Source organism: Staphylococcus lugdunensis, from assembly GCF_002901705.1.
GTDB classification, from domain to species: domain Bacteria; phylum Bacillota; class Bacilli; order Staphylococcales; family Staphylococcaceae; genus Staphylococcus; species Staphylococcus lugdunensis.
Window position 1 is genome coordinate 540,960 of the sequence record NZ_PPPV01000012.1, and the last position, 13,580, is coordinate 554,539.

Consider the following 13,580-nt stretch of genomic DNA (forward strand, 5'->3'; position numbering starts at 1 on the left):
TTTTACTATCCTCTCTCGTTTGTTCGCTTCAAAATATGTTTTTCAATCCATTCAAACATGTGATTCCATGTTAAATCATAATTATCTTCAAATAATATTTCATGTCTTTTGAATTTATATAGTTGTACCGTGATATGTTTTATACCTGCTCGTTTAAATTTTCGTCCTAGCTTACGCACACCTTTGCCGTAATCACCAAATGGATCTTCCTTACCTGATATCAACAAAATCGGTAGCTTACTATTTATCTTCTTGAGTTCTTTTTTCCATGATGTCACCATCATATATTTAACCGTTTGATAGATAAGTTGATTAGACACTAAAAAGCCACAGTATTCATCTTCAACATATTTATCTACTTCTGCACGTTGAGAAGATAGCCAATCGCTTGGCGTTTGAGGATTGTCGATACGTTTATTAAATGATTTATAAACAAGTTGATTTACCCATTTTAGACGTTTTCTTCTACCTAGGCATAAAGCTATAAGTTTAAGACTAACTACTGCTGGAATGGCTTTCCATAATGGAAATTGACCTGTCCCCGTCAAAATTAAGCCATCAGCAACATCAGGGTATTGTTCAACAAAACGACGCGCAATAATTGACCCCATTGAGTGACCCAAAACAATATATGGCAATTTGCCAAAGTCACCATATATTGTCCGTGCGATTTCTTCTGCATCTTGAGCTACAATACGCAAATCATCATAGTGTCCGCGTTCATGAATCGTTATTTCCTTTCCATGTCCTCGATGATTATGACGAATCACGTCGTAACCATGTAGATTAAATGCATGGACTAAATTATCATATCTATCCATATGCTCTGCCATACCATGAAAAATATGTACTACGCCAATTGTGGTCTTATGCGCTTTATTAAGTTTAACTTCCAACATTGTGCCATCTTCAACGGTGATATAAAACGTGCCTTGGCTCACATATATGCCCCCTAAAATGAAATATCATGTACTATGTATAAAATTCAGTGTTATATTTTAATATACCTTTACTTATCACTGTTATCAAATGGTTTGCTTTTGTTGAAAAGCTTAGCCAAAGCTCATTATCTTCAAAATAATTAGTAAAAACGCCTATATTATTAAACAAGAAATAACACCCTGAAAATTAGACCTCCGCCTACTTTTCAAGGTGTTACTCGTTTATATAACAATATTTTTACACATAATACTTATGCTTTTACAGCAGGTTGATCATTGCCAGTTTGAGCCTCATCAATAGCTTGATCTAGTTCAGCAGTGAATTGTATCTTCTGCGCAGGCGTATAGTTCAATAAATTACTTAACACTTCGATAACACCTGCTTTATAGGCTAAAACATCTTGAATATTAAAATACAATTTACCTGTTCGGCGTACCAAGAAGTCGGTTGGTTTATATACCATTTCATTTTGAACACTATAAATAAGTTCAACATAAATTTCAAGTGGTAAATCAATATCGTGCAATTGTGCAGTTTGTGCAATATTAAACAATTGATCTACATTAGATCCGTATTTTGAAGCAAGACGTCGTGCAACATTTTCATCGATATGGAATGCTTTTGCTTCTTGGACTTTTTGTTCAACAAATTGATTAAAGTTCTTACTTCCACCAACGTCACCACCAGAAATTGGTAAATGTTTCGTTGCACACGCATCGAATGTTAAACCATATTGCTGCTTCAATCGCTTAGCTAATAAGTTAACTATATCCAATGCCATATGACGATATCCTGTGAGTTTACCGCCTGCAATTGTTAGAAGACCTGAATCTCCTTCCCATACTTCATCTTTACGTGATATTTCTGAAGGATCTTTGCCTTCTTCTAAAATTAATGGACGCACACCAGCCCATGTAGATTCAATATCACTATCCGTCACTTGAACATCGGGGAACATATAATTAATAGCGTCTATAATATAATCTCGATCTTCTTGTGTCACTAAAGGTGATGCTTTGTCATTATCATAGAATGTATCTGTAGTACCTACATATGCTTTACCTTCACGTGGTATGGCAAAAATCATGCGTCCGTCATTCTCTGTATCGAAATATACCGCTTGTTGTAATGGGAATTTAGATTGATCAATAACTACATGAATACCTTTAGTAAGACGTAATTGTTTATTATTTCTAGCATAATCACCGCTTCTTACTTCATCAACCCATGGTCCAGCAGCATTGATTACTTTTTTTGCTTTAATTTGATAAGTTTCATTTGAAAGTTGATCTTTAACTTCTACGCCATTCACTTTGCGTTTTGTATCGTAAATAAAGTGTTCTGATTTCGTATAATTTATGATATCCGCACCTTGTTCGGCAGCTTTTTTTATAACTTCAATTGTTAATCTAGCATCATCCGTGCGATATTCTACATAGTAGCCTCCGCCTTTTAACCCTGCTTTTTTAACTAGAGGTTCTTTAGCCAAGGTTTCTTTTTTAGATAACATTTTTTTACGCTCTGCTTTTTTAACACCTGCTAATCGGTCATACATTGCTAAACCAATTGATGTGCTAAATTTGCCAAAGGTTCCACCCTTATGCATAGGTAACAGCATCCATTCCGGAGTTGTAACGTGTGGACCATTTTCATAAACAATGGCGCGCTCTTTACCCGTTTCAGCTACGACACCTACTTGTAGTTGTTTTAAATAACGTAAACCTCCGTGAACAAGCTTCGTTGAGCGTGAGCTCGTTCCTTGTGCAAAGTCTTGCATTTCTACTAATGCAACCTTCATTCCACGCTGGCTTGCATCTAAAGCAATACCTGCGCCCGTAATACCTCCACCAATAATTACCACATCATAATCTTTATGCTTTAAATTTTGTTTGATTGCTTCTCTTTTTAACGTTGATAATGTCATCGTCATACCCCTCCTATATTAGATAAAAAAAAGAGAGACCTGTCCCAATACAAAGTACTGTCAAACAGATCTCTTCTTCTCAAGATAAATATTAACTTATTAAAAGTATAACACAAATTAAAACACTACGTCTATTTCATAGTTTATTGTTCAAGTTTGAAAATTTGTGTTGCCTCGACTGCTTTTTTCCATCCTTTATAAAGCTTAGTTCGTTCTTGATCTTCCATTTGTGGTTCGAATTCTTTTTCTAGTTTCCAACGATGTGCAATTTCATCTTTACTATCCCAAAAACCAACAGCTAATCCAGCTAAATATGCTGCACCTAACGCCGTTGTTTCTTGAATTTCCGGTCTTTCAACTGGCGTATCCACAATATCCGCTTGGAATTGCATTAAGAAATTATTTTTTACTGCGCCGCCATCGACACGTAAGTTGTTAACTTCTATATTAGAATCTTTAGACATCGCTTCCATAACATCTCGTGTTTGATAGCATAATGATTCTAAAGTAGCTCGTATAAAGTGTTCTTTTTCTGTGCCACGTGTTAATCCGAATATTGCACCTCGTGCCTCAGCATCCCAGTATGGTGTTCCTAATCCTACAAATGCAGGTACGACATAAACCCCTTCAGTTGATTCTACACGTGTCGCATAATTTTCACTTTGCGGTGCAGAATTAATCATTCTTAAACCATCTCGTAACCATTGAATAGCCGAACCTGATACAAAGATAGAACCTTCTAACGCATAGTTCACTTTGCCATCAAGACCATATGCAATCGTCGTCAATAAACCACTTTCAGATTTAACAGCCTTTTCACCTGTATTCATTAACATAAAGCCACCAGTGCCATATGTATTTTTCACATCTCCACGATCAAAACATGCTTGACCAAATAAAGCAGCTTGTTGATCTCCGGCAATACCACTAATCGGCACTTCTTGACCAAAGAAATGGTAACTAATTGTTTTCGCATAAATTTCACTTGAAGCTTTGACTTCCGGTAACATATTGCGTGGAACATCCAAAATTTCAAGTAATTCGTCGTCCCATTTTAAATCATAAATATTGAACATTAAGGTACGGCTAGCATTGGTATAATCAGTAACATGTGCTTCTTTACCAGATAGTTTCCACACAAGCCACGAATCTATAGTTCCAAATAACAATTCACCATTAGCTGCTTTTTCGCGTGCCCCTTCAACATGGTCTAAAATCCATTTTACTTTCGTACCAGCGAAATAAGGATCTAATAATAATCCAGTACGATCACGGAATTTTTCCTCATGTCCTTGTTCTTTTAATTCTTGACAAATTCCTTGTGTTTGACGTGATTGCCATACGATAGCATGATAAATAGGACGTCCTGTATTTTTATCCCAAACAACTGCCGTTTCACGTTGATTTGTAATACCAATCCCCTCAATCTGATTGGCATTGACATTATTCTCATTTAATACTTCAGCCATAACTGATAACACCGACGTCCAAATTTCATTCGCATCGTGTTCTACCCAACCAGATTGTGGGAAATATTGTTTGAATTCTCGTTGTGAAACACCTTTGATTTCTCCATCTTTGTTAAATAAAATGGCACGAGAACTTGTAGTTCCTTGATCAATTGATAAAATATACTTTTCCATTTAATGGCCACTCCTTTAGTCTTTTAGCTTAGAAACTGTACAAATGAAATAACTACTAAATCATGCCAATACTAACACAATTTTATTATTAATTAATAAATCGTTTCAATATCATCACTTTGCACAATTTTATTTAAAACAAAACCTAGTATTACAGTTAATATAACTACAATAATGCCAATAATCGATATTGTAGTTAAATGTCCTTTATAGAATAACTGATATAATGCGGCACCTAGCATTCCTCCGGCGATAGGTCCAAGAACCGGAACAATTGCATAAGCCCAATTAGATGCGCCTTTACCTGCAATAGGTAACAATGCGTGAGCAATACGCGGTCCTAAATCACGTGCTGGATTAATAGCATAACCAGTTGTACCACCTAGGCTTAGACCAATAGCTATAATTAAACTTCCAATAATGATGGGATTTAGCCCATCAGCAATCTTATTGATACCTATAAATAAAATTCCCATTGTCAAAATGGTAGTTCCAATAATCTCACTAATAAAATTGGCCATATAATTTTTGATAGCTGGACCAGTTGAAAAGACGCCTAATTTAGCGCCTTGATCATCAGTTGCTTTCCAATGAGGCAAGTACATAAGCCACACTAGAACACCTCCGACAATGCCACCTAACATTTGTGCCAAAATATAACCAGGTAATTGTGTCCAACTAAAACTACCATCCATGGCTAAAGCAACAGTAACTGCTGGGTTTAAATGTGCGCCTGAAATATTACCAACTGCATAGACCCCCATCGTCACGGCCAATCCCCATCCAAACGAAATAACTATCCAGTCTGACTTGTGTCCCAATGTCCGCTTTAAATTAACATTTGCGCACACGCCACCACCAAACAAAATTAATATAGCAGTACCTAAAAATTCTGCTACGTATACATTCATTAAAATAACCTCCTAAACAAAAAAATCTCCACAATGCATACCTCATTGTAGAAATCTCCTCGTCTCTTATTCTATTATTAACTTGGGACTATCATACTATCGACATGTAAGCGTTGTCAATATTTTGTTTTAAATCGAGTCTTATATTTACTCTAATATTTGAAAATTACAACAATTTTTTATTTAAGCAAGCAGCGGGCTCAAAGTCAAGGTTTACTTTATTGCCCGCCACATATAATTAATCTCATTACCTACACATCATTAAACTTATCATTTTTATTGGTTAATCATTTAATATCATTCTTAATATCATAGGTTATATTGATAAACTACCAAAGACTGCGATCACTAGTAGTTACATAGCTCGCCCCATTTGACACAGCTTCCTCAATTTCTCTTTTTTCGCTAATCAAACCACCAGCGATAACTTCTGTCTTTGTACTTTGTTTAATTATTTTTACAATTTTACTGGCAACACCTGGTAATACTTCTACATAATCAGGCTGAACCTTTTGTATTAATCTAATACTTCGATTTAATGCTTGGCTATCAATAATAAATACTCTAAATATCGTTGTTTTATTTAATGATTTGGCTTTTTGAATCACTTTTGTTTTGGTAGACACAATACCTTTGGGTTGATAGGTTTGAATAATATATTCACAAGCAAATTCATCATGACTCATACCTTTAATCAAATCAACATGAATGTATGCTGAGATATCATGCTGTGCTAATAGTTCCATAACACTTTTCAAATGTCCTATATGCATATCTAGAAGGACACAAGATTTATAGTCGGTTTCTGTCAGCTTTTCTAAATCTTTCATATTTCTAATTGCCGGTAAAACATTATCATTCATGCGCACTGTCCTTTCTAAACAACTCTTTTAAATAGTTTTTCTAATTCATAATTTGAAAAGTTAATAATAATAGGTCTTCCGTGTGGACATGTAAATGGATCTTCGGCTTTTCTTAACTGATCAATTAAATCTGCCATTTCATTTATTTTAAGATAGTGATTTGCTTTAATTGACTTCTTACAGCTCATCATAATTGCAGCATCTTCGCGCAATTTTTTTATATCAATTTTTTTATGTTCTAATACTAACTCAATCATATCTTTAATAATGTCTTCAACATCTGCTTTCGGCAACCATACTGGATAGCTATTTACAATATAGTCACTACCTCCAAAATGCTCTAAATGCACGCCTACTTTATCTAACTCCGATTGATATTGGTTTATAATGATTTGTTCATCTTTTGAAAAATGAAAGGTCATAGGTATAAGTAAATCTTGTACCTCATTAGTAACCTCTCCTATTTTATCTCTAAAATATTCATATTTTATCCGTTCTTGAGCAGCGTGCTGATCTATCATAAACATGCCATTTTCATTTTGTGCAATAATATAAGTTCCATGTACTTGACCAACAATTTCCATATAAGGGACACGACGCGATGGTGTCTTACTAACCGTACCTTTAATATCTTCTTGTTCCAATAATGAACTATTGCTAGATGTACTATTTTCTAGCTCAGACAAAAATTCTTTTTGTCGTTCAAAGTAATCATCATTTGAATTTCGTTTATTATAAGTAGAGTCAACTGGTTGCACTGTTTCCTCATTGAAATCATCAGATGTCGTTGTCTGTTCTAATTCATTTGAAGCTCGTTCACTAGATGTGTCATTTGAGTTAGTATTTTGTCGTTGTTTCTCAAAATCCATTTGTTGTTGTTCAAATGTATGCAGAACTTTATTCTTTTTCGGCTTCTCATCCCATTTATTTTGTGGTATTAAAATCCGATCATGGAATGCCTCTCTTATCTTTTCAACGATAAGTTGATACAACTGCTCCTCTTTTGACAATCGCACTTCTAATTTTGTGGGATGTACATTAACATCTACTAGTATAGGATCCATTTTAATATTAATATAACAAATTGGATAACGACCAATCATCATCAACGTGTGATAACCTTCAACAATCGCTTTATTAAGAATGAAATTTTTAATATAACGACCATTAATAAAGATAGAAATATAATGTTTATTGCTTCTAGAATGTTCAGGTTTAGCCACGTAACCTTCTATATGGTAATCACTTGTATCACCAGTAATATGAACTAAATCTTTAGCTACTTTCATACCATAAATATCAGCCATAACCTCATTTGTTTTTCCAGAACCATTTGTTTGCAACATTATTTTACCATCTGATACTAAAGAAAAACGAATATCTGGATGACTCATTGCCATACGATTCACAATATCAGTTATTTTACCCAATTCGGTATATAAACTTTTAATATATTTTAAACGTGCCGGCGTGTTATAAAATAATGACTCGACTTTAACATCTGTACCTTTTCTAGCTTTCGCAGGCTTTTTATGCACGATTTGACCATTTTCAGCATAAATCTCATGACCTTGTTCGTTATCAGTACACGTCGTTAAAGTAACCTTTGCAACAGAAGAGATACTTGCTAATGCTTCGCCTCTAAATCCTAATGTTCGTATATGAAACAAATCGTCATCATCATGCAGCTTACTTGTAGCATGTCTATGAAACACTAAATTTAAATCGTCGGCCTCTATACCTGAGCCATTATCAACTACACGAATCGACGAGATACCAGATTCTTCAACTTCTACATTAATTTCAGTTGCATCAGCATCGATTGCATTTTCTAATAATTCTTTTACTACTGAACTAGGTCTCTCAACTACTTCGCCAGCTGCAATTTTATTAGCTAAAGAGGTTTGTAACTCTTTTATTTTTCCCATTTCATTTCACCTCATTTTATAACTTTTTTTGTAATTCATTTAGTTTAATTAATGCATCAAGTGGTGTCATATTGGAAATATTTAATGTTCTAATTTCAGCTTCAATTTCACTTTCTGTGGTTACATCGTCGAATAAGCTAAAGGTTGTTTGTTCATATGCTGGTTTTACAGCTTGATTTTCAGAGTCTTTCAGATATGCTGATTGTGATTCTGCAATATATGCATCTTTATTGTCTTGCGACCGTATCTGTGACGATTGCGTCGATTTTTGTTCGAATTGGTCAAGAATAACTTGTGCTCTTTCAATCACTTCGTTAGGTAAATCTGCTAATTTGGCAACTTGAATACCATAGCTATCATCTACCGCACCATCTTTAACCTTATGTAAGAAAATAAGTTCTCCTTGGTACTCGTCAGCTGCAACATGCACATTTTTCAAACAGCTTAATTCTTGATCTAGATCTGTTAATTCATGGTAATGCGTTGAAAATAGTGTTTTAGCGTGTGATGTTTTTGCGACATACTCTATCATTGATTGAGCTAAAGCTAAGCCATCGTATGTTGATGTGCCACGCCCAATTTCATCAAAGATTATTAAACTGTCCGCCGTAGCATAAGTTAATGCTTTTTGTGCTTCTAACATTTCAACCATAAATGTACTCTTACCTGAAACTAAGTCATCGGCAGCACCAATACGCGTAAATATTTGATCAAATATTGGTAATGTCGCTTTATCACAAGGAACAAATGAACCCATTTGCGCCATAATACTTATAATAGCCACTTGTCGCATATATGTTGACTTACCAGACATATTTGGCCCAGTTATCAAATAAATAAAGTTCTCTTTATTTAACAAGCAATCATTAGGGACGTAATCATTGTGATCCATCACTCGTTCAACAACAGGATGACGAGAATTTTCTAAATTCAATGTCTTATTCTCGCTAAACTGAGGTCTTGTGTAATTATAGCGTTGTGCGATTTCGGCAAAGCTTTGTAAACAATCTAATTCCGAAATGATTTTTGCTTGTTGCTGAAGTTTCTCAGTATACGTTTTAATATGCTCGCGTAATTTTACAAATAATTGATACTCTAGTTCAACTGCTTTATCTTCAGCCCCAAGTATAATGTCTTCTTTTTCTTTTAATTCATCAGTAATAAATCTTTCTGCATTAGAAAGTGTTTGTTTACGATAATAACCATAATCAGTCGGATTAAATCCTTGTAAATTTGCTCTTGTAATTTCAATGAAATAACCAAAGACTTTATTAAAACTAATTTTTAAAGATTTAATACCTGTTTTTTCTCTTTCTCTAGCTTGTAATTGCGCTAACCAGCTTTTTCCATTTTGAGACGCATCCAAATATTCATCTAACTGCTGATTAAAACCACGTTTAAATAGTCCACCATCTTTAACAGATATAGGCGGTTCTTCCACAATACTATTTTCCAATACATCTAATAGGTCATCTAAAGGTTCCAATTTGTCAAATTGCTGACTAAATGTTTGATCCATTTCTAACAATAATTGTTTAATATGTGGGATTTCTGATATGGAATGTTTCAATTGAATTAAATCTCGAGCATTAACATTACCGTAACTTACTCGACCAACAAGTCGCTCTACATCATAAACTTGATTCAAATAACCTCTTAATGTATCTCTTTCAATAAAAGCGTTTATTAGCTGATCAACAGCATTTAAGCGATGCTCTATTTCTTGTTGTTGAATTAAGGGACGATCAATCCATTGCTTTAATCGTCTAGCACCCATCGGCGTTTTTGTTTCATCCATCAACCACAATAAAGTGCCTTTTTTTGATTTTAATCGAATACTTTCTGTCAATTCTAGATTTCGTTTTGCATAGTAATCCATTTTCATAAAATCAATTGCAGCATATTCTTTCACATCTTCAATATGAGACAAATCTCTTTTTTGAGTATGGTGAATATAATCTAACAATAATTGTGTTGCTTCGAACATCAAGGTTTCTTTTTTGGGATTTACCTCATATACGTTTTGAGAAAGTGATTCATTGACTGTAATCGTTTCAGTGGTCAAATTTATTTGTCGCGTAAGCGCATCAGACAACGCTTGATTAACAACAATTTCATTCGGATTAATCGTAGTTATTTCATTTAACAGTGTCGATGTACCTTCAAATTGTGTTGTCTTCAATTCACCTGTAGAAACATCACAATAGCTAAGTGCTATTTGATTTTGTCTTTGAATAAAACTCAATATATAATTATTTTGTTTGTCATCCACCCCGCCTTGCTCCATTACAGTACCAGGTGTGACAATACGTACTACTTCTCTTTTCACCATTCCTTTGGTTTGCTTTGGATCTTCCATCTGTTCACAAATAGCAACTTTATATCCATTATTTATCAAAGTTTCAATATAGCTATTTGCCGAATGATACGGTACGCCACACATTGGAATAGGTTTTTCTTTTTTGGCATCTCTTTTCGTTAAAGTAATTTCAAGAACTCGTGATGCTTCTTTAGCATCATCAAAGAACATTTCATAAAAATCGCCTAATCGAAAGAATAATAAACAATCATTATATTGTGCTTTTATGTTTAAATATTGTTGCATCATAGGTGTTACATTTGCCATTTATTATTCACAACCTTATTTCTTTTTACTTTTTGATTTATATTATTATTAAAATTATTTGCCTTCGTTAACTTATATATTTTAACATAACTATAAACAAGTCGCCTATTGATATTATCTTTTAAAGTTTAACATAAAAAAACATTGACTTTTGCAGCTATAAACGCATAAGTCAATGTTTTAGGCTCTACTTAAAGCGATCAAGTAAACCTCGTTTTTTTAAAATAATCAATAATATATAGCTTATTACTGCACCAATCACACTAGAAACAATAAAAGCTAACATTAATGGTTTAACAACAAAATTGTGAAATCCTAATATCCAAGCCATTGGTATACACATCAAACTACCAATAATACCCGTACCAATAACTTCTCCAATAGCAGCTATAAAGATATGTTTTTTATACATATAAAATAAACTTGCTAAAAACACACCAATCATGCTACCTGGAAATGCAAAGAAGCTACCTGTATTAAATGTGATTCTGATAATTGATGAGATAAGTGCTTGTGCTAAGCCATACCATGGTCCAACAAATACTGCACATAAAACATTGATAAAATGCTGTACTGGTGCTGCTTTGATTGGTCCTACCGGTATAACAATGATACTGCTTAAGACAACGTTAATGGCAATAAGTATGGCAGTCACAGTTAACTTCTTTGTGTTCATGAAATTACAATCCTTTCACTATTGATTACTATGTTCATCAGTATGATGTTCATTTAATCTATTTTCCATTGTGCTAATCATCAATTGTAGAAATTCATTAGCTTCAAATTGCGCGCTTTTAAATTCATCTACAATAGGCAAATGATTAATTTCTGCTTCAAGATGATTAATTTCATCTTCTGATTGTTCAAACGCATGTTGTTTACCATAATTCTGAAAGTTGACCGATTGCTTTTGTTGCTTTTTAAGCTGATTCATCTTTGTTGCAATCGTCTTATTTTGATGAATTTGTTGTTCGACACGCTGATAGGTTTGGATAATATCCAATTTTTCAATATTCTTTGTTATCCCATCGGCATACGTTAAAATATCTTTTTTTGAATACATTTAAGGCGTCACCAACGTTTGTTGAGTGAATCTAACAAAGGTACCATTTAATGAATATTGTTTAGCTTCATCAATTTTCACTTCTACTAATTGACCAATCGCTTCTTTAGGACCTTTAAAATTCACTAATTTATTTTTACCAGTATATCCAGCTAGTACTGTGTCATCTTTTTTACTTGTGCCTTCACATAATACAGTCACAGTTGTGTTTTCATAATGGCTCATAGCTTGTTGTGAATACTGTCCAACCTTTTGATTTAAACGTTGTAATCGTTGTTTTTTCACTTCTAGCGGTACATTATCTTTCATTTTAGCAGCTGGTGTACCATCGCGCTGCGAGTATAAATACGTATAAGCATGTTCGAAAGCCACTTCATCGTATAGTGTTAACGTTTCTTCAAATTGATCTTCTGTTTCGTTAGGGTAGCCAACAATGATATCAGTTGTTAAAGCAATATTCGGAATAGCCGCTTTAATCTTTGATACTAATTCTAAATAACTTTCACGCGTATATTTACGCCCCATAATTTTTAACACTGCATTATTTCCTGATTGAACCGGAAGATGAATATGTGGCACAATATTACCACCTTGCGCAATCACTTGTATCATTCTGTCAGTAAAATCCCATGGATGACTTGTTGTAAATCTAACTCTAGGAATATCAATTTTAGAAATAGCTTCAAGTAAGTCGCCAAGCTCATAATCTATATCTTCAATATCTTTCCCATAAGAGTTAACATTTTGACCTAATAACGTGATTTCTTGATAACCTTCACGTGCAAGTTCTTTGACTTCCGCAATAATATCTTCTGGTCTACGACTACGTTCTTTTCCTCTTGTGAAAGGAACAATACAATACGTACAAAACTTATCACAACCATACATGATATTCACCCATGCTTTAATATTGCCTTCTCTCACTTTCGGCAAGTTTTCAATGATGTCCCCCTCTTTGGACCACACATCAACAACCATTGCTTTAGACATATATGCCTCTTCAAGAATTTCTGGCAATTTATGGATATTATGTGTGCCAAAAATCATATCGACATTTTGATATGACTTTAAAATTTTATTGACTACTGATTCTTCTTGCGACATACAACCACAAACACCAATTAGGCAATCAGGTCTATTTTTCTTTAGGTGTTTTAAATTTCCAATCTCACTAAACACCTTATTCTCGGCATTTTCACGGATAGCACAAGTGTTTATAAGTATGACATCTGCTTCTTGAATATCAGAGGTGGATTGATAACCTAGTGCTTCTAAAATACCGGCCATTACTTCTGTATCGTGCGCATTCATCTGACAACCATATGTTTTAATTAAAAATGTACGTCCTTGACCGATATTGCGATATTTATCCTCTATCTGAAAATCTCGATTATATTGTACTTGTTGTTTCCCACGTTTTTTAGCTTCTTTTAAACTAGGCGGCTGATAAACCGTCTCAAAGTACTTGCTATAATCTTTTTCTTCTTTTTTATTACGTTCACTTAAAATATCTATCGTACCAGCTTTTCTTTGCTCTTCATTCACTTAAAAAATCCTTTCCATATGCCCTTTTTATCATTATTCCATTATATTAAATTTAGCTATAAAGTGCAAAATGCCTTCATTCTGAATTTTAAAGACATCTTTATTATAAAAAAATTAGGGCAAGAAAAAGGTCAA

General features: G+C 33.9%; 10 protein-coding genes. All 10 read right to left on the bottom strand.

The features are described 5' to 3' along the window. Positions 1-5 precede the first annotated feature (5 nt). The gene (locus CD041_RS03365; protein WP_002459240.1) at positions 6-941 is read right to left on the bottom strand and encodes an alpha/beta fold hydrolase; all 936 of its coding nucleotides are present in this window, start codon (positions 939-941) and stop codon (positions 6-8) included. Between the two features lie 251 nt (positions 942-1,192). Next, positions 1,193-2,866: a glycerol-3-phosphate dehydrogenase/oxidase gene (locus tag CD041_RS03370; protein WP_037542961.1), complete on the bottom strand. Its 1,674-nt coding sequence runs from the start codon at positions 2,864-2,866 to the stop codon at positions 1,193-1,195. Between the two features lie 143 nt (positions 2,867-3,009). Beyond that, positions 3,010-4,509, bottom strand: coding sequence for a glycerol kinase GlpK (gene glpK, locus CD041_RS03375; protein WP_002459243.1), 1,500 nt, complete (start codon positions 4,507-4,509; stop codon positions 3,010-3,012). Between the two features lie 92 nt (positions 4,510-4,601). Then, entirely contained in the window at positions 4,602-5,420 is an 819-nt protein-coding gene (locus CD041_RS03380; RefSeq protein ID WP_002459244.1) for an MIP/aquaporin family protein, read from the bottom strand. A gap of 329 nt (positions 5,421-5,749) precedes the next feature. Beyond that, complete coding sequence (locus tag CD041_RS03385) at positions 5,750-6,283, bottom strand: glycerol-3-phosphate responsive antiterminator (RefSeq protein ID WP_002459245.1); 534 nt, start codon at positions 6,281-6,283, stop codon at positions 5,750-5,752. Positions 6,284-6,297: 14 nt separating this feature from the next. Beyond that, the gene (gene mutL / locus CD041_RS03390) at positions 6,298-8,211 is read right to left on the bottom strand and encodes a DNA mismatch repair endonuclease MutL (protein WP_062077581.1); all 1,914 of its coding nucleotides are present in this window, start codon (positions 8,209-8,211) and stop codon (positions 6,298-6,300) included. 16 nt (positions 8,212-8,227) lie between these two features. Beyond that, positions 8,228-10,837 carry a DNA mismatch repair protein MutS gene (gene mutS, locus CD041_RS03395; RefSeq protein ID WP_002478264.1) on the bottom strand — a complete coding sequence of 870 codons (2,610 nt, stop codon included), beginning with the start codon at positions 10,835-10,837 and terminating at the stop codon, positions 8,228-8,230. Positions 10,838-11,024: 187 nt separating this feature from the next. Then, on the bottom strand, positions 11,025-11,513 hold the full coding sequence (thiW, locus tag CD041_RS03400; RefSeq protein ID WP_002459248.1) for an energy coupling factor transporter S component ThiW: 489 nt from the start codon (positions 11,511-11,513) through the stop codon (positions 11,025-11,027). A gap of 18 nt (positions 11,514-11,531) precedes the next feature. Next, positions 11,532-11,900 carry a YlbF/YmcA family competence regulator gene (locus CD041_RS03405; protein WP_002459249.1) on the bottom strand — a complete coding sequence of 123 codons (369 nt, stop codon included), beginning with the start codon at positions 11,898-11,900 and terminating at the stop codon, positions 11,532-11,534. Continuing rightward, positions 11,901-13,445, bottom strand: coding sequence for a tRNA (N6-isopentenyl adenosine(37)-C2)-methylthiotransferase MiaB (gene miaB, locus CD041_RS03410; RefSeq protein WP_002459250.1), 1,545 nt, complete (start codon positions 13,443-13,445; stop codon positions 11,901-11,903). Between the last annotated feature and the right edge of the window lie 135 nt (positions 13,446-13,580).